The following is a 24,084-nucleotide window of genomic DNA, read 5'->3' as shown; positions in this document are numbered from 1 at the left end:
GCGCGTGCCGGCGGCGGCAGCGGCCACCCTCCGCGCAGCCCGCCATCGGCCGGCCGCAAGGCGGCCGCCCTGCGCCCGCCAGGCAAATATGTTTCAATAACCGGCTAGACAGGGCCGCGCCATCTGGCTGCGGCGGCCGGCCTCACGCTTCTGGCTAGCCTTGCGCTAGCGTTCGATCACGCACCGTTTCACGACTTACAGGCGACCCACATGATTCCAGTCACCATCCTGACCGGCTTCCTCGGCAGCGGTAAAACCACCCTGCTCAAGCGCATCCTGAACGAAAAGCACGGCATGAAGATCGCCGTCATCGAGAACGAGTTCGGCGAAGAGAACATCGACAACGAGATCCTCGTGCAGGACACGACCGAGCAGATCATCCAGATGAGCAATGGCTGCATCTGCTGCACGATTCGCGGCGACCTGTCGCGCGTGCTCAACGATCTGGCCGCGAAGAAGCAGGCGGGCGAAGTGGACTTCGACCGTGTCGTGATCGAAACCACCGGCCTCGCGAATCCGGGCCCGGTCGCGCAAACCTTCTTCATGGACGATCAGATTGCGAGCGACTTCCTGCTCGACGCGATCATCACGCTGGTCGATGCAAAGCACGCGGACCGTCAGCTCGACGAGCATGAAGTGGTGCAGCGCCAGGTCGGTTTCGCCGACCGCCTGTTCATCACCAAGGCCGATCTCGTCGATGAGCGGCAACTGGGCGATCTGCGCCACCGTCTGCTGCACATGAACCCGAAGGCGGCGATCAGGGTCGTCAATTTCGGCGAAGCGGACATCAAGGAAATTTTCGATCTGCGCGGCTTCAACCTGAACTCGAAGCTCGAAATCGACCCGGACTTCCTCGCCGAAGACGAACACGCGCACAGCCACGCGCATGCGCACGACGAACACGGCCACACGCATGGCGACCATGATCATGATCACGCGAATTGCGATCACGACCATGGCCACTGCGATCACGAAGGCCACGATCATGGGCATCACCACCATGCGCATCACGACGACAAGATCAAGTCGTTCGTGTACCGCAGCGATCGTCCGTTCGATCCGAACAAGCTCGAAGACTTCCTCGGCGGCATTCTGCAGATCTACGGCGAGCACCTGCTGCGCTACAAGGGCGTGCTGTACATGAAGGGCGTCGATCGCAAGGTCGTGTTTCAGGGCGTGCATCAAATGATGGGCAGCGACCTCGCCGCCAAATGGCAACCGGCCGAAAAGAAGACCAACAAGATGGTGTTCATCGGCATCGAACTGCCGCGCGACCTGATCACCGACGGTCTCGACGCCTGCCTCGCCTGAGCGGGCGCAGCGCAGTCACACAGGCAAGCCCCGTAGAAGTCCCACGACATGCCGCGCGTAACGCGGCATGCGTCGTGCTACTGCTATTGCGCCGAGACACCCGAGGTCGACTGCGCGGGCGTGAATCCTCTGCAGAAACTGCGATGCCGTGGCACCAAAACCGCGCGATTGCCGGCTATATGAAAAACACGTGAAAACCCTGCTGCATTAAAGCGTGCACGACCATCGCTTTTTGGCTTTGTGCGCGTTATATTTTCGGGATATCGCTGCGCCGCAGGCAGAATTCGGCAGTTGCGGTGCCGGATTGTGATTCAGTTACAATACGTGCCCACTGGAGAATGACAACGAATTGCCCGGTCGCGCGTATCCCGCGACGGGCCTGAAACGGCGCCGGAAAATCTTGTCCGGAGACACGCCGAAAACGCCGGCGGGCACGGCCTGAAAGGGCACGCGCTGGTCGGCGAGCGATGCCTCAGGAGCATGTGTGAATCGGTTTCCAGAGGAGTTCGGCCCCGCAGCGGCGTAGCTAGCAACGCCCGGTGTGTGTGGGCGCCAGGCGCTTCGGCGTCACGACAGCCTAACGTTCGTGACCACCCCTGCGCTGCGCGTTCACTCGACGCGTTTGCGGGCAATACGAAAGTGCGGGCACTATGAGTTTTGCCTCACATTGAAGAAGTAAGCCAGATGACGACGAAACGACTCTTGACCGAAGCCGAAATCCTGAAGATGAGCGACAAGGATTACATGAATGAGGATCAGCTCGCCTTCTTCAAGAACAGGCTCGAACAGTTGCAGGCGGACATTCTCCGCAATGCCGGCCAGACGACCGAGAACCTGCGTGAAACGGTCATCGTGCCGGACCCGGTCGATCGCGCCACGATCGAGGAAGAGCATGCGCTCGAACTGCGCACGCGCGACCGCGAACGCAAGCTGCTGAAGAAGGTGCAGCAATCGATCGCACGCATCGAGGCGGGCGACTACGGCTGGTGCGAAGAAACCGGCGAGCCGATCGGCATTCCGCGTCTGCTCGCACGGCCCACGGCCACGCTGTCGCTCGAAGCACAAGAGCGCCGCGAATTGCGCCAGAAGCTGTTCGGCGACTGATGAGCTGAGGCGCGGCTCCGGCCTGGCGCCCTGAAAACGCTGCTTCGTCGAGAGGCGCACGGTGAACCGTGCGCCTTTTCTTTTTGCGCGACATCCGCGCGAGCTCCGCCATCCCTCCTGTCCCACCACGCCTTCCCGCCTCATTTCTCAGGCTTCCTGAGCGGATTTTCAGTTTTTCTCCCTAGGCCTTCCGGCGGATCTTGATATGACCGCGCCCGCCCTAAAATAGATCGGACATGCGCTCACGAGCGCGCCAGCCGGCGCGCCGTCCGCTGACTGGATTCATGCGGTAGCGCGCAGCGCTGCCGCGTCCTACCCGTTTTGCAAAGAGGAACGCATATGGAGCAATTTCACGGCACGACGATCGTTTCCGTGCGCCGCGGCAACAAGGTGGCGCTCGGCGGTGACGGCCAGGTGACGCTCGGCAACATCGTCATGAAAGGCGGCGCGAAGAAGGTCCGGCGCATCTATAACGGCAAGGTGCTGGTCGGCTTCGCTGGCGGCACGGCGGATGCCTTCTCGCTGCTCGACCGCTTCGAGGCGAAGCTCGAAAAGCATCAGGGCAATCTGACGCGCGCGGCCGTGGAGCTCGCGAAAGACTGGCGCACCGACCGCATGCTGCGTCGTCTGGAAGCGATGCTGATCACCGCGGACGCGACCACCACGCTCGTCATCACGGGCAACGGCGACGTGCTCGATCCCGAAGGCGGCATCTGCGCGATCGGTTCGGGCGGTGCGTACGCGCAGGCGGCCGCGAAGGCGCTTGCCGACAACACCGAGCTGTCGCCGCGCGACATCGTGGAGAAATCGCTGGCAATCGCCGGCGACATGTGCATCTACACGAACCATAACCGCGTCATTGAGACGATCGAGTAAGGACCCATCGATGAGCACCATGACCCCCGCCGAGATCGTCTCCGAGCTCGACAAACACATCATCGGCCAAGGCCGCGCGAAGAAAGCCGTGGCCGTCGCGCTGCGCAACCGCTGGCGCCGTCAGCAGGTCGACGAACCGCTGCGCCAGGAAATCACCCCGAAGAACATCCTGATGATCGGACCGACCGGCGTCGGCAAGACCGAAATCGCGCGGCGTCTCGCGAAGCTCGCGGACGCGCCGTTCATCAAGATCGAAGCGACCAAGTTCACCGAAGTCGGTTACGTGGGCCGCGACGTCGACAGCATCGTGCGCGACCTGATCGAAATTTCGGTCAAGCAGACCCGCGAAACCGAAATGCGCAAAGTGCGGACCAAGGCCGGCGATCTCGCCGAAGACCGCATTCTCGACATCCTGCTGCCGACCGCACGGCCGGTCGGCTTCGGTTCGAGCACGAGTTCGACCGATACCGCCGATGAAGGCAGCACGACGCGTCAGACGTTCCGCAAGCGCCTGCGCGAAGGCCAGCTCGACGACAAGGAAATCGAGCTCGACGTCGAGCAGCCACAGGTCGGCATGGACATCATGGGGCCGCCGGGCATGGAAGACATGACCGAGCAGATCCGCTCGATGTTCGCCAACATCGGCGGCGGCAAGAAGACGCGCCGCAAGATGAAGGTCAAGGAAGCGCTGAAGGTGCTCACCGACGAAGAAGCCGGCAAGATGCTGAACGACGAAGAGGTGAAGTCCAAGGCGGTGCAGAACGTCGAGCAGAACGGCATCGTGTTTCTCGACGAAATCGACAAGATCGCGTCGCGCAACGAAGCGGGCGGTGGTGAAGTGTCCCGTCAGGGCGTGCAGCGCGATCTGCTGCCGCTCGTCGAAGGCACGACGATCAACACCAAGTACGGCATGGTGAAAACCGATCACATCCTGTTCATCGCGAGCGGCGCGTTCCATCTCGCGAAGCCGAGCGATCTGATTCCCGAGCTGCAAGGGCGCTTCCCGATTCGCGTCGAACTCGATTCGCTGTCGGTCAACGACTTCGAATCGATCCTCGTATCGACGGATGCGAGCCTCGTCAAGCAATACCAGGCGCTGCTCGCGACCGAAGACGTGCACCTCGAATTCGCCGACGACGGCATCCGCCGTCTTGCCGAGATCGCGTACTCGGTCAACGAGAAGACCGAGAACATCGGCGCGCGGCGTCTTTATACCGTCATCGAAAAGCTGCTAGAGGAAGTGTCGTTCTCGGCCGGCAATCATTCCGGCCGTACGGTGCAAATCGACGCGGCGTATGTCGATCGCGCGTTGAACGAAGTCGCGCAAGACGAGGATCTGTCGCGCTACGTGCTGTGATGTGCGCGGTCACAGCGCCGAGCGCTGATGCATGAAAAACGGGCTGCCTTCGGATATCGGATAGGCAGCCCGTTTTGCTTTGTGCTGTTCGATCGCGGCCTACTGCCTCACCGGCCGCTTCGCCAGCTTGCGCTGCAACGTGCGCCGATGCATGTTCAACGCGCGCGCGGTCGCCGAGATATTGCCGTTGTGTTCGGCGAGCACGCGCTGGATATGCTCCCATTCGAGCCGCGCCACCGACAGCGGCTGCGGATGCTCGATCGCCTCCTCGGCTTGCAACGCGCTCGCCTCGCTTTGCAGCGCCGACAGGATCGTCTCGACGTTGGCGGGCTTCGCGAGATAGTTGTCGGCGCCGTCCTTGACCGCCTGCACCGCGGTGGCGATGCTCGCGTAGCCGGTCAGCACCAGCATGCGCGCATCGGGCTGCAGATCGCGTAACGGTGCGACGAGCGTCAGGCCGGAGTCGTTGCCCAGATGCAGGTCCACGGTGATCTCGCTGAACTTCTGCTGATTCGCGAGCCGGATCGCCTCGTCCGCGTTGTGCGCTTCGCTCACCGTGTAGCCGCGCCGCGTCAAGCCGCGCGCCAGGATGCCGGAGAACACTTCGTCGTCGTCGATCACCAGAAAATTCTTTTCGCTCATGCCTGTTTCTCCGTGTTGGATGGCGCGGCGCCTTGCGGGCTCGCTCCGGAAATCTTGCGCGCGCCGAGCGGCAGTCGCAGCACCGCACGCGTGCCGCGCGGCCGCCCGCCGTTGGCGTCGGTAAGTTCAATCGATCCCTTCAGACGCGCCGCCGCCGAAAACGCCAGATACAGGCCGACGCCGTGACCGCCCTGCGTGCTCTCCACGGGCATCGTGCCGAGCGAGCCGCGTAGCGCGACCGGAATGCCAGGACCGTGGTCGCATACTTCGAACTCTATTTGGTCGCCGCGTGGTGCGAGCGTGCAGGACAGCGTCACGTGATCGCGGCTCGCGCGCGCGGCGTTGTCGAGCAGGATCGTCAGTATCTGGCTGACGGCCACCGTGTCGTTGAGACTGACATCGGCGGGCGGCGTGCCGAGCCGCTCGAACTTCACGTGCGGATGGCGCAGGCGCCATTGCTCGGCAAACGACTCTAGCCATTCGTCGACCGGCTCACGGTTCGTCGTGGTCGTCGCGCGGCTGCGCAAGCGCGCGAGTGCCGACGTGCACAACGTCATCTGCTGCTCGAGCAGTTCGAGATCGGCGCGGTAGGGCGCGAGTCCCGCGTCGGTGCGCGCCGCGTCGCGCAATTCCTCTGACAACATCGCGATTGTAGACAGAGGGGTGCCGATTTCGTGTGCCACGGTGGCCGCCTGAACACCGAGCGCGACCGCCCGTTCGTCCTGGAGCAAGCGCTGCTGCGCTTCCCCAAGCGCTGCGTCACGTAGCCGCAGCGCCCGCGACATGCGCGCGACGAACCACGCGATCAGCCCTACGCTGACCATGAAGTTGACCCACATGCCCGAGCGGTAGTAGTCGAACAGGTTGGCGGGATTCTCGAGATTGAGCGGCACCGAATCGAAACTGAGCATCGCGTAGCAGGCGACCGCGAACGCCGCGAGCCAGGCCATCAGGTACCACGGCAGCACGGCGGCCGCGATCGCAAGCGATGGCAGGTATAGCGACACGAACGGGTTGGTGGTGCCGCCGGACAGGAACAGCAGCGCCGACAACGCGCCGAGATCGACCCAGATCTGCCCGAACAGCTCGATGTTGGACTCGGGACGCTGCTGCGACACGCGAAACCATGTGAGCGCATTGAACAGCACTTCGAGCCCGATCACGAGCAGCATCGCGGGCAAGGGCAGATTGGCGCCGATGAAGATCTGCACGAACGCGATCGTCAGCAGCTGACCGATGATCGCGAGGCTGCGCAGCCAGAACAGGTGACCGAGATTGACGCGGCCGGTGTTGGTTATACGTTGCATGACCCTAGTCTACCCGTTCGGACCCGCATGGCTGACCACGCGGCCGAGTGCCGGTAACATGACTGTGTTCGAAATAGCATTGCACGCCGCCGCGCTGCATCGACGACTGTTCCGCGCCATCCCTTCATGCCGCCCACCGCGATTCGAGAAGCCGACGCTTCCTCCGCATACCTGACTTTACTGCGCGATGCCGCCGCGGCCCGAGCCAGTGGCGCCACGGCGGACGAAGCCCGTTACCTCGACGCCGCGGCCAAGCTGCATCCGCTCGACGGCGCCTCGCCCGACGCGCTGATCGCCGCATGGCTCGCGCAGCAGCGCCATGCGGAGGCGATCGAACTCGCCGCCATTATTGCCAAACTCGATGCGGGGAGCGCCGTCGCGCACTTCCGCGCCGGCTACACGCTGCAGATGGCCGGCCGGCATGCCGACGCGATCGCTCCGTATCGTCGCGCGCTGGCGCTCGATCCGGCACTGCCGCAATTACGCAACAATCTCGCGAGCGCGCTGACGCTTACCGACGGCGATCTGAGCGAACAGCTCGCGCTGCTCGAAGCCGCGATCCGCGATACCCCCGACGATGGCAACGCATGGATCAACTTCGCCAACGCGTATCGCCAGAGTCTGGACCTGCCGCACGCGCTCGAAGCCGGCGCGCAGGCCGTGCAGTACGCGCCTCGCAGTCCGCTGGCTTACAACAACTATGCGCTGACGTTACGTGAAGCGCAACGCTGGGACGACGCCGAACAGGCCGCCGCGACGGCCTGCGAGCTCGCCCCGCAGAACCCGGCGATGCGCTCGAACCCTTCGACGACACCGCCGCCTTCGTCGGCGCGCTCGACCTCGTGATCACCGTATGCACATCGGTCGCGCATCTGAGCGGCGCGCTCGGTCAGCGCACGTGGGTGCTGCTCGACGTCAATCCGCATTGGGTCTGGTTGCTGGAGCGCGGCGACAGCCCGTGGTATCCGAGCGCCACGTTGTATCGGCAGCCGCGGTTCGGCGAATGGGAGCCGGCGCTGGAAGCAGTGGCGCGCGATCTGCGAGCGCTGGCGGCGCAGCATCGCGGCGCGTAGCCGGGTGCGGATCGGCTGTTGGCAAAAGCAGCGTTTACGGGGGTTCAACGCCACTTGCCTCGCGTGTCGCCTGGGCGATCTCAGCGGCGAGACATTCCGGGCACAAGCACGGGCCGCCCGGCTTCAGCCGCTCCGCCGGCAGCGGCGGCAGAGCACGGCACCAGCACGGAGATGTTGTCTCGCCCTGCATGCCGCAGTCGAAGGCATTGCCGCAGCGCGGACAGCGCGCGCTGCGCCCGGAACGGGTAGAAGACGGTTTCATAGCGGATGGGCGCGAAAGGCCGGGGGCATCGGTCAGATCATGATGCCATGACTGATACGCCTGGGTGCAGCCGTCCGTTCGGCCAATGCACGGCCGTCACGCAAGTGCGTTACGCTTGCCGTTTACCCGTCCCGTGACCCGTCATGGTGCGGTACGCCAAACCTGCACCGCCCGTCGCTCGCGCTGCTGCCGAAAACCCTGTTGCAGCGCGCCAGTCCTGTACAATTCGCGCTGTTTTAACTGTTCCGTGCCCGAGCCTGCCGCCATGTCCGAGCTTCCCGACCTCTCGCAGATTGCGCCCACCCTGAAAGCCGAAATTCTGGCCGAGGCGCTGCCCTACATCCGCCAGTATCACGGCAAGACCGTGGTCATCAAATACGGCGGCAACGCCATGACCGAAGAGCGTCTGAAGCAGGGCTTCGCGCGCGACGTGATTCTGCTGAAGCTGGTCGGCATCAACCCGGTCATCGTGCACGGCGGTGGTCCGCAAATCGACCAGGCGCTTAAGAAAATTGGTAAACAGGGCACGTTCATCCAGGGCATGCGCGTCACCGACGAAGAGACGATGGAAGTCGTCGAGTGGGTGCTCGGCGGCGAGGTGCAGCAGGACATCGTGATGCTGATCAACCACTTCGGCGGCCACGCGGTCGGCCTGACCGGCAAGGATGGCGGCCTGATCCACGCGCGCAAGATGCTGATGCCGGATCGGGAAAAGCCCGGCCAGTACGTCGACATCGGCCAGGTCGGCGAAGTCGAAGCGATCAACCCGGCGGTCGTGAAGGCACTGCAGGACGACGCGTTCATTCCGGTGATCTCGCCGATCGGCTTCGGCGAAGACGGTCTGTCGTACAACATCAACGCGGACCTCGTCGCGGGCAAGCTGGCGGTCGTGCTGAACGCCGAAAAGCTCGTGATGATGACCAACATCCCCGGCGTGATGGACAAGGAAGGCAATCTGCTGACCGACCTGTCAGCGCGCGAAATCGACGGCCTGTTCGAAGACGGCACGATCTCCGGCGGCATGCTGCCGAAAATTTCGTCCGCGCTCGATGCGGCGAAGAGCGGCGTGCGCTCGGTGCACATCATCGACGGTCGCATCGAGCACTCGGTGCTGCTCGAAATTCTGACCGAACAGCCGTTCGGCACGATGATCCGCTCGCATTGAGCGTTGCTGCATCCCCGGCACAGGGGTTGCGTCACTGTGGCGCGCCCCTGTGCCCCACCTCGCGGCTGGCAGCCTATGCGCGCCGCCGAGCGTCGCTGCGGCACACTCCCCGCATCCGCATCCGCAGCATGAAACGCCCGTCAGCGGCTGAAGACCCTCCACCATGCGCACCCCCACTTCGCGGCGCCGCCGTCCTGACATCGCGAGCGGCAAGCCAGTCTGGCTGTTCGACCTCGACAACACGCTGCATCGTGCGTCGCATGCCATTTTTCCCGCGATCAATCGCGGCATGACCCAGTACATCATCGACGCGCTGCAAGTCGACATCGACGAAGCCAACCGTCTGCGCACCGGCTACACGCTGCGCTACGGCGCGGCACTGCTCGGGCTCACGCGCCACCATCCGCTCGACGCGCACGACTTCCTGAAGGTCGTGCACACGTTCCCTGACCTCGGTTCGATGATCCGCCACGAGCGCGGCGTCGCGCGGCTGGTCGCGGCGCTGCCGGGCCGCAAGATCGTGCTGACCAATGCGCCCGAAACCTACGCGCGCGCCGTGCTCGCCGAGCTGCGCATCGAGCGGCTGTTCGAGCGGGTGATCGCGATCGAGCACATGCGCGATCGCCGCCAATGGCGCGCGAAGCCCGATCACGCGATGCTGCGCCGCGCGATGCGCGACGCGCACGTGTCGCTGAAAGACGCGATCCTCGTCGAGGACACGCGTTCGCACCTGAAAAATTATCGGCGGCTCGGCATCCGCACCGTGTGGATCACCGGGCACCTGCCGCGCAAGCCGCACGCGGCCGGCGTACCGACGCGCCTGCCGGGCACCGGCCGGCCGCATTATGTCGACCGCAGCATTCGTTCGCTAAAATCGCTACGACTGGGCACGCGCTCGGTTCGATGGAAGGGACGCAAGCCTGGACAGTAGGGACGAAAGCCGCCAACGACATCAGCCGGGGGACGACAGCCATGCAGCCGATCGACAAGCCTGACGAAGCCTCAGCCGCAGCCTCCCCCGCGGCGCCCGCCGCGACACGCGCAACGCGTCCGAAGCCGGGCGAGCGCCGCGTGCACATCCTGCAAACGCTCGCCAGCATGCTCGAGGCGCCGAAGAGCGAAAAGGTCACCACCGCCGCGCTCGCCGCCCGGCTCGGTGTGTCGGAAGCCGCGCTGTATCGCCATTTCGCCAGCAAGGCGCAGATGTTCGAAGGGCTGATCGAGTTCATCGAGCAGACGCTCTTCGGGCTCATCAACCAGATCACCGGTCACGAAAGCAACGGCGTGCTGCAGGCGCGCTCGATCGCGCTGATGCTGCTCAACTTCCCCGCGAAAAATCCCGGCATGACGCGCGTGCTGACCTGCGAGGCGCTGGTCGGCGAGCACGAACGGCTGACCGAGCGCGTGAACCAGATGCTCGAACGGGTCGAGGCATCGCTGAAGCAGTGCTTGCGGCTCGCGCAAACCGAAGCGCTTGCCCGTGCTGATAACCACGCCACAGGCCATACCGACCCGCAGACCGCGCCGCCATGCGCCGCACTGCCCGCCGGCTACGATCCCGCGATTCGCGCGAGCCTGCTGGTGAGCTACGTGATCGGCCGCTGGCATCGCTATGTGCGCAGCGGTTTCGCGCGGCCGCCCGCCGAACACGCGGACGAGCAACTGCTGCTGATTCTTCAGTAGTCCGCGAGGACTCGCCCTCCTTCGCGCGGCGCCGTCCGCGCCGCTGCCGCGTGGAATTTTCCGCTATACTTTGCGCCTGACGCCGCCGCGGTCCCACGATGAACAACAGACCGCGCCAAGGCATCACGAACACGTTGCACCCGGTTTCACACCCTTTCACGCGCCGATTTGCTGACTCGATTGCGGGCGCGCGAACCTTGGGCCTCAGGCCCGCGGTTCACTATAAATGCGGCTAAAGAGGTCGTCAGCTGCGCACACCGCCCTTCTCTCCGTGCTTCGCCGACGCCGTTTAGCCGCCCTGTTGACTCAATGGCGGAATGAATGGACTCCATCGGCATCGTCGCTCCCCAAAAAATGCATTTCACCGAGCCGCTGCGCTTGCGCAACGGCAGCTCGCTCGCGGGCTACGACCTGATGGTCGAGACCTACGGCACGCTCAATGCCGCGCGCAGCAATGCGGTGCTCGTGTGTCACGCGCTAAACGCATCGCATCACGTGGCGGGCGTGTACGCCGACAATCCGAAGGACATCGGCTGGTGGGACAACATGGTGGGCCCCGGCAAGCCGCTCGATACCGACAAATTCTTCGTGATCGGCGTGAACAACCTCGGCTCGTGCTTCGGCTCGACCGGGCCGATGAGCATCGACCCCGCCACCGGTAAGCCGTATGGCGCGACGTTTCCGGTCGTCACCGTCGAAGACTGGGTCAACGCGCAGGCGCGCGTCGCCGACGCGTTCGGCATCACGCGCTTCGCCGCCGTGATGGGCGGCAGCCTCGGCGGCATGCAGGCGCTCGCATGGAGCATGATGTACCCCGAGCGGATCGCGCATTGCATCGTGATCGCATCGACGCCGAAGCTGTCCGCGCAGAACATCGCGTTCAACGAGGTCGCGCGCTCGGCGATCCTGTCGGACCCCGACTTCCACGGCGGCAACTACTACGCGCACGGCGTGAAGCCGAAGCGCGGCCTGCGCGTCGCGCGGATGATCGGCCACATCACTTATCTGTCGGACGACGACATGGCCGAGAAATTCGGCCGCTCGCTGCGTCGCGCGGAAGGCGCGCTCGATGACTACAACTTCAGCTTCGACGTCGAGTTCGAAGTGGAATCGTATCTGCGCTATCAGGGCGACAAATTCGCCGACTACTTCGACGCCAACACCTACCTGCTGATCACGCGCGCGCTCGACTACTTCGATCCCGCCAAGGCCTTCGACGGCGATCTGACCGCCGCGCTCGCGCACACCACCGCGAAGTATCTGATCGCGAGCTTCTCGACCGACTGGCGTTTCGCGCCGGCTCGCTCGCGTGAACTGGTGAAGGCGCTGCTCGACCACAAGCGCACGGTCACCTACGCGGAGATCGACGCGCCGCATGGCCACGACGCCTTCCTGCTCGACGACGCACGCTATCACAACCTGCTGCGCGCCTACTACGAACGCATTGCAAACGAGGTCAACGCATGAACCAGCGAGCACTTGATTACCTGGCATCGCGCCCGGACTTCCGCGCGATCGCCCGCTGGGTCGAACCGCATTCAACAGTGCTCGATCTCGGCTGCGGCGACGGCTCGCTGCTGTCGCTGCTGAACGAGGAACTGGAGGTGCAGGGTTACGGCATCGAGATCAACGACGCCGGCGTGCTCGCCGCGACGCAGAACGGCGTCAACGTGATCCAGCAGAATCTCGAAGACGGCCTGCGCCTGTTCGAAGACGGCAGCTTCGATTTCGCGGTGCTGTCGCAGACGCTGCAGACCATTCATCAGACCGCGGCGATCCTGCGCGAGACGGTGCGGGTCGGCAAGCAATGCATTGTGTCGTTTCCGAATTTCGGCTACTGGGCGCATCGGCTGTCGGTGCTCCAGGGGCGCATGCCGGTGTCGAAGTCGCTGCCTTATCAATGGCACAACACGCCGAACGTGCGCGTGCTGACGATCAAGGACTTCGAAGCGCTCGCGCCCGAAGTCGGCATCGAAATTCTCGATCGTGTCGTGCTGCACGACGGACAGGTGGTGCGGTGGGGCGTGAACTGGCGTGGTAGTCTTGCGGTCTATCGCGTCAAGAAAAGCTAACCTCAGTTATCCACATGTCGAACCCGCCGCACGAGGCGCCCGCACTTACCGCTCACGAAGAACACCCCGGCTGGCGCGCGTTTTTGAATACGCGCATGCTGATTTGCGTCTTTCTCGGCTTTACGTCGGGATTGCCGCTGTTTACGCTCGTCTACCTCGTGCAGGCGTGGCTGCGCTCGGAAGGCGTCAATCTGAAGGAAATCGGCCTGTTCGCGCTGATCCAGTTTCCGTACACCTGGAAATTCGTGTGGGCGCCGCTGATGGACCGCTACGTGCCGCGCGTGCCCGGCTGGCGGCCCGGCAGACGGCGCGGCTGGATGCTCCTCACACAATTGCTCGTGGCCGGCGCGATGGCGACGCTCGGTTTCGTGTCGCCGCGCGAAGCGATCTGGAGCGTCGCCGCGCTGACCGCGCTGGTCGCGTTCTTCGGCGCGAGCTCCGACATCGTGATCGACGCGTACCGGCGTGAATTGCTCAGCGACACGCAGCAGGGCCTCGGCAACGCGGTGCATGTGAACGCGTACAAGATCGCGGCGCTCGTGCCCGGTTCGCTCGCGCTGATTTTGTCCGATCATCTGCCGTGGAGCACCGTGTTCATCGTGACGGCCGCGTTCATGCTGCCTGGCGTTCTGATGACTCTGGTCGTGCGCGAGCCCGAGGTGCACGGCCAGCCGCCGAAGAATCTGCGCGAGGCGATCGTCGAGCCGTTCAGGGAATTCATTCAGCGCGACGGCTGGCGCGGTGCACTCTTCGTACTCGGCTTCATCTTTCTCTACAAGCTCGGCGATACGATGGCGACCACGCTGTCCACGTCGTTTTTCCTCGACATCGGCTTTTCGCGCACGCAGATCGGCGTGATCGCGAAGACCACGGCATTCGGCGCGAGTCTCGCGGGCGGCATCGTCGGCGGCATCTGGCTGATGAGGATCGGCATCGGCCGTGGGTTGTGGATCTTCGGTTTGCTGCAGATGGTGTCGACGCTCGGCTTCGCGTGGCTCGCGCATCTCGGTCCCGATTCGCCCGGACTTGCCGCGATTTACAACATCGCCGTCGCGCTGAGCCAGGGGACAACGAAGCTGCTGTCGTTGATCGGCATCGACTGGAGCGTGCAGCTCGATCCGCGCTCGGTCGCGCTCGCGCTCGTCTACGGCTTCGAGACCTTCGCCACCGGTCTGACGATGGCCGCGTTCACCGCTTACATCGCGAGCACCACCGATCCGCGCTATACCGCGACGCAGTTCGCGCTGTTCACGAGCCTCGCGTCGGTGCCGCGCACGCTCGCGTCGGCGGCGAGCGGCTTCGTGGTCGCGCGGATCGGCTGGTTCGACTACTTCATCCTCTGTACCGCGCTCGCGGTGCCAGGCATGCTGCTGCTGGTGCGCATCGCGCCGTGGAGGGAGCGGTCGTGAAGGTACCGTTTCCGGCTCGCGCGCGCCGCGCCTCATTCCGCGCGGTACGTGTGCTCGGCTGCGCGAGCGTCGCGCTGGCGATGCCGATGGGCGCCTATGCGACCGGCGCCCCAGCGACTGGCGCCAGCCCGGTGAGCGGCGCGCAAGCGCCTGCGCCGGCTGCCGCCGCCGCGACCACGAGCGGTGCAACAGCCAACCCGGCCCCGACGCCTGCGGCCAAGTCCGCGCCAAGCGGCGCCAGCGCAGAAAACGCAACCTCGGCTGCGGCCGGCAACAGCGGCACCGGCGGCGCCAATCCTGGCGCGAATAACAGCACCGGCGCCAACGCCGGTGCCGCGGGCGCGTCCGGCGCTAGCGGCAGCGCTCCGAGCGCCGGCGCGTCGGCCCCCCCGGCCGTCCCGCCGCCCTACTACGTGAGCCCGCAGCTTCGCTACGGCGGCTACATGGTGTTCCGCAACCTGATCCCGTCGTCGATGCTCGAGGCGCAGGCCGCCGAGGAGTTCAACCAGATAGTCTACGGCGCCAGCCACGCGAACCGCCTGTACGGCGACACGGACGCGCGCGTGACGCGCGTGCGCTCGATCATCGACCGGATGATTCCGTACTCGCTGAAATGGAACGAGCGAGCCAAGGGCTGGAAGTGGGAAGTCGCGGTGGTGCGCTCGAACGACATCCGCATGTACTGCCTGCCGGGCGGCAAGATCGTCGTCTATAGCGGGATACTCGATCGCGTGCGCCTGAACGACAACGAGGTCGGCATGCTGATCGGCCACGAGATCGCGCACGCGTTGCGCGAGCACGCGCGCATGCGGCTCGGTCAGTTGCAGGCGAGCCAGCTCGATTCGTCCGGCACGATCCCGCAACTGTTCGGTCTCGCCGACCTGGGCATGGCGCCGCTCGGCATCGGTTCGCGTCTGCTGGAAATGAAGTACGAGAGCACCGACGAAACCGAAGCCGACGTGATCGGCAGCGATATCGCGTCGCGCGCCGGCTTCGATCCGCGCGCGGCGGTCACGCTGTGGGACAAGCTCGCGCAAGCGACGCGCGGCAATCGCGAGCAGGGCTTCATCTACGTGCACCCGTTTACACCGGCGCGCCGCGACGACATCATCAAGCGGCTGCCGGACATGCTGTCGCTGTACGCGAAAGCAATCGGCAAGAACGTCGACGAGTTGCCCGATTACGCGGGCATCGGCCGTCCGGCGCGCAAGACGGCGCGCGACTGAGACGCCGTTTCTACCGGCTGCTGGCAGTCGACGGCGCTGCACGCGCCGGCGGCCGATGGGCTTACTTGCTGACCTTGTGGTCGTAGTCGACGGTCAGCGGCGCATGGTCGCTGAACTTGATGTCGCGGAACACATCGGTGCGCTTCGCCTTGCTTGCGATGCCCGGCGTCGCGATCTGGTAATCGATCCGCCACCCGACGTTCTTCGCATACGCCTGACCGCGATTGCTCCACCACGTGTACTGCTCGGGCCGCGGGTCGAGCGTGCGGAACACGTCCACATAACCGACTTCGTCGAACAGTTTATCGAGCCACGCGCGCTCTTCGGGCAGGCAGCCCGAATTCTTCTGGTTGCTCTTCCAGTTCTTGATGTCGATTTCCTTGTGCACGATGTTCACGTCGCCGCACACGATCACCTCGCGCTCCTTCGCCAGCTCGGCGAGATGCGGCATGAACTCGTCCATGAAACGGAACTTGGCCTGCTGGCGCTCGTCGCCGCTCGACCCCGACGGCACATACACCGAAACCACCGACAGCTTGCCGAAACGCAGCTCGACATAGCGCCCTTCCGGGTCGAACTCCTCGCTGCCGAAGCCGATCACCACTTCGTCCGGCTCATGACGCGTATAGACGCCCGCGCCGCTGTAGCCCTTTTTCACCGCGTGCTGGAAATAGCCGGTGAAATCGTGCGGCGCCATGAACTCCGGCGTCATGTCGTCCTGCGAGCATTTGATTTCCTGCACGCACAGCACATCGGCGCCTTGTTCGCCGAACCATTCGAAAAAGCCCTTCTTGGCCGCCGAGCGGATGCCATTGAGGTTGGCGGTAATCACACGCAACATGTCGTTCCTCTTTTGTTCGATTCGTTTCTGGAGCCAAAGGGCGCGGTCGAGTTCATTCGACCTTGACGCCCTTCAGCGATTCCTTCGCTGGCGGATATTCGAGTTTCAGCGCATTGAGCGTGCGCAGCAGCAGTTCGGCGACCATCACGTTGCGATGCGTCTTCGAGTCGGCCGGAATCACGTACCACGGCGCGTATTCGGTCGACGTCGCGGCCAGCGCGTCGCGATACGCGGACTGATATGCGTCCCACTGCTTGCGCGCTTCGAGATCCGACACGTCGAATTTCCAGTGCTTCAGCGGATCGTCGATGCGCTCCTGCAAACGCACACGCTGCTCGTCCTTCGAAATGTGCAGCATGCACTTGAGGATCGTCGCGCCGCTGTAGGCGAGCAACTGCTCGAACTGACGGATGTGGCAGCAGCGCTGCTGGAAGGCGTCGGCGTCGAGTTCGCCCTGCACGGTCGGAACGAGCAGGTCTTCGTAGTGACTGCGATTGAAGATCGTCAGCTCGCCAGCCGCGGGTGCCTGCGAATGCACGCGCCACAGGAAGTCATGCGCGAGCTCGACGGGCGTCGGCGCCTTGAACGGCACGATGCGCAAGCCGAGCGGGTCGACTTCGTGAAATACCGCGCGAATCGTGCCGTCCTTGCCGCTCGTGTCCATGCCTTGCAGCACCAGCAGAACGCGACGCTTGCGCTGCGCGTGCAGCCGCTCCTGCAGGTTGTCGAGCAGCAGGCCCACTTCCGACAGACGCGCGCGGTCCGCGTCTTTCGAGCCGCTCGAAAACGGCTTGGCCTTAGGATCGAAATGGTCGAGCGAGAAATGGTTTTTCTTCTTGCCGTCGTCGAAGTACGGCACGCGGAAATCGTCGAGATCGGGATGCTTTGTCATGCACACACTCCGTGGTCTGCGCTTAACCGGCTGAAGCGGGTCCGCAAAATAAAACGGGCCGTTGCCCTGCTTCGATCCGGCAACGGCCCGTGATGACTCGGGCGTGACCACGCCCGGCCGCGGCACTTCAACTCAGGACAACTTCTTCTTTAGCAATTCATTGACCTGAGCAGGGTTGGCCTTACCCTTGGTTGCTTTCATCGCCTGGCCGATCAGCGCGTTGAACGCCTTTTCCTTGCCGGCGCGATATTCGTCGACCGACTTCTGGTTCGCGGCGAGCACTTCGTCGATGATCGCTTCGAGCGCGCCGGTGTCCGAAATCTGCTTCAGGCCCTTCGCCTCGATGATGCGATCGGCGGCGGCTTCGTCGGTGGCCTTCTCTTCCCAGATCGCGAGGAAGATTTCCTTCGCGATCTTGTTCGAGATCGTACCGTCGGCAATGCGTTGCAGAACCAGCGCGAGCTGTGCGGCCGAGACCGGGCACGCGGCAATGTCGAGGCCTTCGCGATTGAGCTGCGACGACACTTCGCCCATCACCCAGTTCGCCGCGACCTTCGCGTTGGCCGGACCGACCTTCGCGACCACCGCTTCATAGTACGCGGCCGTCGCCTTGCTCGAGGTCAGCACGTTCGCGTCGTACGGCGTGAGGCCGTACTGCGACACGAAGCGCCGCTGGATCGCTTCGGGCAGCTCCGGCATCTCGCTCTTCACGCGCTCGACCCATGCTGCGTCGATCACGAGCGGCATCAGGTCGGGGTCGGGGAAATAGCGATAGTCGTGCGCGTCTTCCTTGCTGCGCATCGAGCGCGTTTCGCGCTTGTCCGGATCGTACAGACGCGTTTCCTGCACCACCGTACCGCCGTCTTCGATCAGCTCGATCTGGCGACGCACTTCGTACTGGATCGCTTCTTCGAGGAAGCGGAACGAGTTCAGGTTCTTGATCTCGGCGCGCGTGCCGAATTCTTTCTGGCCGAGCGGACGCACCGACACGTTCGCGTCGCAGCGGAACGAGCCTTCCTGCATGTTGCCGTCGCAAATCCCGAGCCACACGACGAGCGTGTGCAGCGATTTCGCGTAGGCAACGGCCTCGGCCGCGCTGCGCATTTCCGGCTCGGTGACGATTTCGAGCAGCGGCGTGCCGGCACGATTCAGATCGATGCCGGTCATGCCAGCGAAGTCTTCGTGCAGCGACTTGCCCGCGTCTTCCTCGAGGTGGGCACGCGTCAGGTTGATGGTTTTCTCGTACGCTTCCTTGCCCGCCTTTTCATTGGCCGGCACCTGGATCGTCACCTGACCGCCCTGCACGACGGGAATTTCGTACTGGCTGATCTGGTAGCCCTTCGGCAAATCCGGGTAGAAGTAATTCTTGCGCGCGAAGATGCTGCGCGGCGCGACCGTTGCGCCGATCGCGAGGCCGAACTGAATCGCACGTTCGACCGCGCCGCGGTTCATCACCGGCAGCGTGCCCGGCAAGGCCAGATCGACGGGGCTTGCCTGCGTGTTCGGCGCGGCGCCGAATTGGGTCGCGGTGCCCGAGAAGATTTTCGAATGCGTCGACAACTGCGTGTGGGTCTCCAGACCGATCACGACTTCCCATTGTTTCGTCATGGTGCTCACACTCCTGCCGGTGCCTGACGGTGCCAGTCGGTCGCGCGCTGGAACGCGTCGGCCACCTGCAGCATCCGGGCTTCATTGAAATAGTTGCCGATGATCTGCAGACCGACCGGGCGCTGAGCATTCGTGCCCGCGCCAAAACCGCACGGCACGCTCATGCCCGGCAGGCCAGCGAGGCTCACCGACAGCGTGTAGATGTCGGCCAGATACATCTGCACCGGATCGTCGCCCTTCGCGCCGATGTCCCACGCCACCGACGGCGCGACCGGTCCCATGATCACGTCGCACTGCTTGAACGCTTCCTGGAAGTCCTGCGCGATGATGCGGCGGATCTTCTGCGCCTGCAGGTAGTACGCGTCGTAGTAGCCGTGCGACAGCACGTAAGTGCCGACCAGAATGCGGCGCTTCACTTCGGGGCCGAAGCCTTCGGCGCGCGACTTCTTGTACATGTCCAGCAGATCGCGGTACTCGGCCGCGCGGTGGCCGAAGCGCACGCCGTCGAAACGCGACAGGTTCGACGAGGCTTCGGCCGGCGCGATCACGTAGTAGACCGGGATCGACAGTTCGGTTTTCGGCAGCGACACCTCGACGAGCGTCGCGCCGAGCGCTTCGTACTGCTTCAACGCGGCGTCGATCGACGCGCGCACGTCGTCGGCGAGACCGGCGCCGAAGTACTCCTTCGGCAGGCCGATGCGCAGGCCGGCGAGCGGCTTGTCCGCGCCGCCGTCACGCCACGACTTGCCGAGGTAGCGCGTGTAATCCTCGTGCTCGTGCGACAGGCTCGTCGAGTCGCGCTCGTCGAAGCCGGCCATCGCGTTGAGCAGCGTCGCGCAGTCCGCGGCGCTTTGCGCCATCGGGCCGCCCTGATCGAGCGACGACGCGAACGCGATCATGCCGTAGCGCGACACGCGGCCATACGTCGGCTTGATGCCCGTGATACCCGAGAACGACGCCGGCTGACGGATCGAGCCGCCAGTGTCGGTGCCGGTCGCGGCGGGCGCGAGTCGCGCGGCCACGGCGGCCGCCGAGCCGCCCGACGAGCCGCCCGGCACGGCCTTGCGGTCCCACGGATTCTGGACGGCGCCAAAGTACGAATTCTCGTTGGACGAGCCCATCGCGAACTCGTCCATGTTGGTCTTGCCCACGCACACCATGCCGGCGTTCTGCAGACGCGCGACCACGGTCGCATCGAACGGGCTCTCGTAGTTCGCGAGCATCTTCGAGCCGGCCGTGGAGCGCCAGCCCTTCGTGACGAACACATCCTTGTGCGCGATCGGCACGCCGACGAGCGGGCCGGCGTGGCCGGTGTGCAGCAGCGCGTCGGCGGCTTTCGCCTGCGCGAGCGTCAGTTCGGGATCGACCTGGATGAACGCGTTCAGGCTGTTGGCCGCGTCGATCCGCTTGAGGTACAACTGCGCCAGTTCGACTGCGGAGCATTCCTTGGCCGCGAGCGCGGCGCGCAGTTCGGTCAAACTTTTTTCATGCATTGCGTTTTATCCTGGAAAGCGCGGCAGCGTAGTGACGCTGCCGTGGAGGCGTTCGGTTGCCCGTCGGCAGACGGCCCGGCAAGGTACGCGGCGACGCCGCGCGGCTGCGGCACGAAAGACTCGCGCCGACGCCGGGCCGAGGGTCTGCCCGGCGGGTCTTATTCGATCACCTTCGGCACGAGATACAAGCCGTCCTGAACGGCCGGCGCGGGGCGCTGGAAAGCCTCGCGCTCGACCGTCTCGGTGACGGCGTCGTCACGCAGACGCAGCGCGACGTCTTCGATCTGCTCGATCGGGTGGGCAAGCGGGGCGATGCCGGTGGTATCGACCGCCTGCATCTGCTCGACGAGGCCGAAAAAATCATTGAGCTGGGCACGCGTGTGCTCTGCGTCGGAATCGGCCAGTTCGAGCCGCGCGAGATGCGCGATGCGTTTTACATCGGTCAGGGTCAGAGCCATGCAGTCACCGGAAAGGGTGGAATCCCACAACAGTTAAAAAGTCGCGCTGTAACAGCGGGTTACGACAAGATAGGACAATCTGAAAAAAGGAGCGGCAACGGAAAAATGTACGCTCCGTTTCCTTCAAAACATCCAAAATTATAAGGTATCATTACGCGTTCGACCCAAACCCGGACCGACTTACCAAGGCCTTACGGACAATTCAAAGAACGTCCGGCGTTTTCCGCCCTGGCTTTGCAACGGCCTCCGGTAGACTCCCCCGCGGCTTCAAGTTCATGTGGCGTCGCTACCGCCCGGTTGAAGCTGTTATTTATTCCGCTGCCGTCCTACGCATACGGTGCGAGGCCCGGCCCCCAGCGAGACAGGATTTTGAATGTTCGGTTTTTTGCGCAGCTACTTCTCCAACGATCTGGCCATTGACCTCGGCACCGCCAACACGCTTATCTACATGCGCGGCAAGGGCATCGTTCTCGACGAACCGTCGGTCGTGTCGATCCGCCAGGAAGGCGGCCCGAACGGCAAGAAGACCATTCAGGCAGTCGGCAAGGAAGCCAAGCAGATGCTCGGCAAGGTGCCGGGCAACATCGAGGCGATCCGCCCGATGAAAGACGGCGTGATCGCCGACTTCACCGTCACCGAGCAGATGATCAAGCAGTTCATCAAGACTGCTCACGAATCGCGCATGTTCTCGCCGTCGCCGCGCATCATCATCTGCGTGCCGTGCGGTTCGACCCAGGTAGAGCGTCGCGCGATCAAGGAAGCCGCCCACGGCGCGGGCGCCTCGCAGGTGTACCTGATCGAAGAGCCGATGGCCGCCGCGATCGGCGCGGGCCTGCCGGTGTCGGAAGCAACGGGTTCGATGGTCGTCGACATCGGCGGCGGCACGACCGAAGTCGGCGTGATCTCGCTCGGCGGTATCGTGTACAAGGGCTCGGTGCGCGTCGGCGGTGACAAATTCGACGAAGCGATCGTCAACTACATCCGCCGCAACTACGGCATGCTGATCGGCGAGCAGACCGCCGAAGCGATCAAGAAGGAAATCGGCTCCGCATTCCCGGGCTCCGAAGTCAAGGAAATGGAAGTGAAGGGCCGCAATCTGTCGGAAGGCATTCCGCGCAGCTTTACGATCTCCAGCAACGAAATCCTCGAAGCGCTGACCGATCCGCTGAACCAGATCGTGTCGTCGGTAAAGATCGCACTGGAACAAACGCCGCCGGAACTCGGCGCGGACATCGCCGAGCGCGGCATGATGCTGACCGGCGGTGGCGCGCTGCTGCGCGATCTCGACCGACTGCTGGCCGAAGAAACCGGCCTGCCGGTGCTCGTCGCCGAAGATCCGCTGACTTGCGTCGTGCGCGGATCGGGCATGGCGCTCGAGCGCATGGACAAGCTCGGCAGCATTTTCTCGTACGAGTAAGCGAGCCTTCCTCCCATGTCAGTAGCGCGGATCTGGCACACGGCCCCTTGCGGGCCGCTTTGTCATTGGCTGGGCCGACCAGCCTCCGCGCGCTGACCGCGCTTGCCTAGCGCGCCGCCGTCTCACCCAACCGCTCACGCCCCCGGCGCCGACCATGGAATACAGTCCGCCGCCCCTGTTCAAGCAAGGCCCCTCCGCTCTCGCGCGACTGGTGTTCTTCGTCGTGCTGGCGCTCGCCCTGCTGATCTCCGACGCCCGCTTCCAGACGCTCGAAATCGTCCGCGGCGTGCTCGGCGCGGGTCTTTATCCGTTGCAGCGCGCGGCGCTCGTGCCGCGCGACATCTTCATGGGCGCCGCCGATCTCGCCGTGACGAGCGCCACGCTACGCAACGAAAACGCGAAGCTGCGCGAGAAGGATCTGCAACTGTCGCAGCAGGCCAACACGGCCGCGTCGCTCGCTGCCGAGAACAGCCATCTGCGCGCGCTGATGCAACTGTCGCAGCAGTTGACCACGCAATCGCTTCCCGCCGAAATCCAGTACGACACGCGCGACCCGTTCACGCAGAAGGTCGTGATCGGACGCGGCGCTCAACAAGGCATCCAGAACGGCTCGCCGGTCGTCGACGAGGACGGCGTGATCGGCCAGGTCACACGCGTGTTCCCGCTGCAGGCCGAAGTCACGCTGCTGACGGACAAGGACCAGGCGGTGCCGGTCGAAATTCTGCGCACCGGCTTGCGCAGCGTGATCTACGGCACGCCGAAGGGCGACACGCTCGATCTGCGCTTCGTGCCGATCAGCGCGGACGTGCAAACCGGCGACGAGCTCGTCACCAGCGGTCTCGACGGCGTATATCCGCCGGGGCTGCCGGTCGCGAAGGTCGTACGCGTCGACAAGCAGGCCGACACCGCGTTTGCCCGCGTGGTCAGTCTGCCGGTCGCGGCGGTGCGCGGCGCGCGTCAGGTGCTGGTGCTGCACGTCCAGAACACCGCGCCGCCGCGCCCGGCCGACGAACCCGACGCGGCAACCGTCGCGAAAGAGGCGAAAGCGAAGAAGGGCGTCAAAGCCGCGGAAGGCAAGGGCGCGGCGGAGAAATCCACCGGCAAGTCGGCGGACAAGAACGCCGCCGATAAAGCCGCGGCCGAAAAGCCGGCAGCCAAATCCACGGAGAAGGCGCCGGCCAAACCCGCCGCCGACAAGAAGCCCGAAAAGCTCGCCGTCGACAAGAAGCCCGAAAAGCCCGCAGCCGACAGAAAAGCCGAAAAACCGGCCGCCGCGAAGAACGCGAAGCCGCAAGCCGAGCCGGGGGCTCAGCCATGAATCGCCCGCAATACATCCTGCAGCCGGTCAACCCGTACTTCATCGCGTTCAGCCTCGCCTCCGCGTTCCTGCTGAACCTGATGCCGTGGGGGCGTCTCGCCGGCGTGCCCGATTTCGTCGCGCTCGTATTGCTATTCTGGAATGTGCATCAGCCGCGCAAGGTCGGCATGGGCATCGCGTTTTTTCTCGGCCTGCTGATGGACGTGCACAACGCGAGCCTGCTCGGCGAACACGCGCTCGCCTACACGCTGCTGTCGTACGGGGCGATCACGATTCACCGCCGCGTGCTGTGGATGTCGCTCGGCGTGCAAACCTTCGCGGTGATGCCGCTACTCGTCGTCGCGCAACTGGTGCCGTTCGTGATCCGCCTGTTGACCGGTGCGGCGTTTCCGGGCTGGAGTTATCTGATCGACGGTTTCGTCGAAGCCGCGCTGTGGCCGCTCGCGAGCATCTTGCTGCTGATGCCGCAGCGCCGCCCGGCTGACCCGGACGATACGCGCCCCATTTGATCCCGCATCGGGCCCGCCGCCCGGGGCCAGTTTGGGCGCACACTCTTGATGGCCGCACGCC

Annotated in this window: 22 protein-coding genes and 1 pseudogene; 15 read left to right on the top strand and 8 right to left on the bottom strand. The window is 64.4% G+C overall.

Going from position 1 to position 24,084, the window contains the following annotated elements; genetic code table 11:
* The first annotated feature begins 210 nt into the window (after positions 1 to 210).
* From QFZ94_RS31080 to hslU, 4 genes are all read left to right on the top strand, one after another.
* On the top strand, positions 211 to 1,311 hold the full coding sequence (locus QFZ94_RS31080) for a CobW family GTP-binding protein (protein ID WP_368583236.1): 1,101 nt from the start codon (positions 211 to 213) through the stop codon (positions 1,309 to 1,311).
* A 684-nt stretch (positions 1,312 to 1,995) separates the two neighbouring features.
* Positions 1,996 to 2,415: an RNA polymerase-binding protein DksA gene (gene dksA, locus QFZ94_RS31075; protein ID WP_429461598.1), complete on the top strand. Its 420-nt coding sequence runs from the start codon at positions 1,996 to 1,998 to the stop codon at positions 2,413 to 2,415.
* Between the two features lie 339 nt (positions 2,416 to 2,754).
* A complete protein-coding gene (gene hslV / locus QFZ94_RS31070) occupies positions 2,755 to 3,291 on the top strand; it encodes an ATP-dependent protease subunit HslV (RefSeq protein WP_429461596.1) in 537 nt (178 codons plus the stop codon).
* Between the two features lie 10 nt (positions 3,292 to 3,301).
* Complete coding sequence (gene hslU / locus QFZ94_RS31065) at positions 3,302 to 4,648, top strand: ATP-dependent protease ATPase subunit HslU (protein WP_368583235.1); 1,347 nt, start codon at positions 3,302 to 3,304, stop codon at positions 4,646 to 4,648.
* Positions 4,649 to 4,747: 99 nt separating this feature from the next.
* Here the strand turns inward: hslU and QFZ94_RS31060 are convergent, their stop codons facing one another.
* The gene (locus QFZ94_RS31060; RefSeq protein WP_013088076.1) at positions 4,748 to 5,290 is read right to left on the bottom strand and encodes a response regulator transcription factor; all 543 of its coding nucleotides are present in this window, start codon (positions 5,288 to 5,290) and stop codon (positions 4,748 to 4,750) included.
* The gene (locus QFZ94_RS31055; protein WP_429461594.1) at positions 5,287 to 6,597 is read right to left on the bottom strand and encodes an ATP-binding protein; all 1,311 of its coding nucleotides are present in this window, start codon (positions 6,595 to 6,597) and stop codon (positions 5,287 to 5,289) included. Before QFZ94_RS31055 ends, QFZ94_RS31060 begins: the two co-directional genes overlap by 4 nt.
* Before the next feature lie 126 nt (positions 6,598 to 6,723).
* Here QFZ94_RS31055 and QFZ94_RS31050 point away from each other — a divergent pair.
* A pseudogene (locus tag QFZ94_RS31050) lies at positions 6,724 to 7,670 on the top strand (tetratricopeptide repeat protein).
* A 34-nt stretch (positions 7,671 to 7,704) separates the two neighbouring features.
* Here QFZ94_RS31050 and QFZ94_RS31045 read toward each other — a convergent pair.
* Positions 7,705 to 7,932 (bottom strand): cysteine-rich CWC family protein, encoded by a 228-nt coding sequence (locus QFZ94_RS31045; RefSeq protein ID WP_368583354.1) that lies wholly within the window; start codon positions 7,930 to 7,932, stop codon positions 7,705 to 7,707.
* Between the two features lie 265 nt (positions 7,933 to 8,197).
* On the opposite strand from QFZ94_RS31045, the gene argB reads away from it, so the two are divergent.
* The 7 genes from argB (at position 8,198) to QFZ94_RS31010 (ending at position 15,487) form a co-directional block, all read left to right on the top strand.
* The gene (argB, locus tag QFZ94_RS31040) at positions 8,198 to 9,097 is read left to right on the top strand and encodes an acetylglutamate kinase (RefSeq protein ID WP_013088074.1); all 900 of its coding nucleotides are present in this window, start codon (positions 8,198 to 8,200) and stop codon (positions 9,095 to 9,097) included.
* Positions 9,098 to 9,260: 163 nt separating this feature from the next.
* A complete protein-coding gene (locus QFZ94_RS31035) occupies positions 9,261 to 10,028 on the top strand; it encodes a pyrimidine 5'-nucleotidase (protein ID WP_368583233.1) in 768 nt (255 codons plus the stop codon).
* Between the two features lie 41 nt (positions 10,029 to 10,069).
* Positions 10,070 to 10,780 carry a nucleoid occlusion factor SlmA gene (gene slmA, locus QFZ94_RS31030; RefSeq protein ID WP_429461592.1) on the top strand — a complete coding sequence of 237 codons (711 nt, stop codon included), beginning with the start codon at positions 10,070 to 10,072 and terminating at the stop codon, positions 10,778 to 10,780.
* A gap of 321 nt (positions 10,781 to 11,101) precedes the next feature.
* The gene (metX, locus tag QFZ94_RS31025; RefSeq protein ID WP_368583231.1) at positions 11,102 to 12,247 is read left to right on the top strand and encodes a homoserine O-succinyltransferase MetX; all 1,146 of its coding nucleotides are present in this window, start codon (positions 11,102 to 11,104) and stop codon (positions 12,245 to 12,247) included.
* A complete protein-coding gene (gene metW, locus QFZ94_RS31020; protein WP_368583230.1) occupies positions 12,244 to 12,852 on the top strand; it encodes a methionine biosynthesis protein MetW in 609 nt (202 codons plus the stop codon). Before metX ends, metW begins: the two co-directional genes overlap by 4 nt.
* Before the next feature lie 14 nt (positions 12,853 to 12,866).
* Positions 12,867 to 14,261, top strand: coding sequence for an AmpG family muropeptide MFS transporter (locus QFZ94_RS31015; protein ID WP_429461589.1), 1,395 nt, complete (start codon positions 12,867 to 12,869; stop codon positions 14,259 to 14,261).
* Entirely contained in the window at positions 14,258 to 15,487 is a 1,230-nt protein-coding gene (locus tag QFZ94_RS31010; RefSeq protein WP_429461587.1) for a M48 family metallopeptidase, read from the top strand. Before QFZ94_RS31015 ends, QFZ94_RS31010 begins: the two co-directional genes overlap by 4 nt.
* A 61-nt stretch (positions 15,488 to 15,548) precedes the next feature.
* Here the strand turns inward: QFZ94_RS31010 and QFZ94_RS31005 are convergent, their stop codons facing one another.
* The 5 genes from QFZ94_RS31005 to gatC form a co-directional block, all read right to left on the bottom strand.
* Positions 15,549 to 16,328, bottom strand: a complete 780-nt coding sequence (locus QFZ94_RS31005; RefSeq protein WP_368583227.1) for an exodeoxyribonuclease III — start codon at positions 16,326 to 16,328, stop codon at positions 15,549 to 15,551.
* Positions 16,329 to 16,380: 52 nt separating this feature from the next.
* Positions 16,381 to 17,220, bottom strand: a complete 840-nt coding sequence (locus QFZ94_RS31000) for a PPK2 family polyphosphate kinase (RefSeq protein WP_429461585.1) — start codon at positions 17,218 to 17,220, stop codon at positions 16,381 to 16,383.
* A gap of 132 nt (positions 17,221 to 17,352) precedes the next feature.
* The gene (gene gatB / locus QFZ94_RS30995; protein WP_368583225.1) at positions 17,353 to 18,828 is read right to left on the bottom strand and encodes an Asp-tRNA(Asn)/Glu-tRNA(Gln) amidotransferase subunit GatB; all 1,476 of its coding nucleotides are present in this window, start codon (positions 18,826 to 18,828) and stop codon (positions 17,353 to 17,355) included.
* Between the two features lie 5 nt (positions 18,829 to 18,833).
* A complete protein-coding gene (gene gatA, locus QFZ94_RS30990) occupies positions 18,834 to 20,321 on the bottom strand; it encodes an Asp-tRNA(Asn)/Glu-tRNA(Gln) amidotransferase subunit GatA (protein ID WP_410850702.1) in 1,488 nt (495 codons plus the stop codon).
* A gap of 158 nt (positions 20,322 to 20,479) precedes the next feature.
* The gene (gatC, locus tag QFZ94_RS30985) at positions 20,480 to 20,779 is read right to left on the bottom strand and encodes an Asp-tRNA(Asn)/Glu-tRNA(Gln) amidotransferase subunit GatC (protein WP_013088063.1); all 300 of its coding nucleotides are present in this window, start codon (positions 20,777 to 20,779) and stop codon (positions 20,480 to 20,482) included.
* Positions 20,780 to 21,152: 373 nt separating this feature from the next.
* Between gatC and QFZ94_RS30980 the strand changes: the two genes are divergently transcribed.
* The 3 genes from QFZ94_RS30980 (at position 21,153) to mreD (ending at position 24,023) form a co-directional block, all read left to right on the top strand.
* Positions 21,153 to 22,196, top strand: coding sequence for a rod shape-determining protein (locus tag QFZ94_RS30980; protein WP_004189550.1), 1,044 nt, complete (start codon positions 21,153 to 21,155; stop codon positions 22,194 to 22,196).
* Between the two features lie 154 nt (positions 22,197 to 22,350).
* Complete coding sequence (gene mreC / locus QFZ94_RS30975) at positions 22,351 to 23,514, top strand: rod shape-determining protein MreC (protein ID WP_429461581.1); 1,164 nt, start codon at positions 22,351 to 22,353, stop codon at positions 23,512 to 23,514.
* On the top strand, positions 23,511 to 24,023 hold the full coding sequence (gene mreD, locus QFZ94_RS30970) for a rod shape-determining protein MreD (RefSeq protein ID WP_176109827.1): 513 nt from the start codon (positions 23,511 to 23,513) through the stop codon (positions 24,021 to 24,023). Before mreC ends, mreD begins: the two co-directional genes overlap by 4 nt.
* Positions 24,024 to 24,084 lie beyond the last annotated feature (61 nt).

The organism is Paraburkholderia sp. JPY465 (genome assembly GCF_050436725.1).
Taxonomy (GTDB): Bacteria; Pseudomonadota; Gammaproteobacteria; order Burkholderiales; family Burkholderiaceae; genus Paraburkholderia; species Paraburkholderia youngii.
This window is presented reverse-complemented; position numbering and strand designations above follow the sequence as displayed.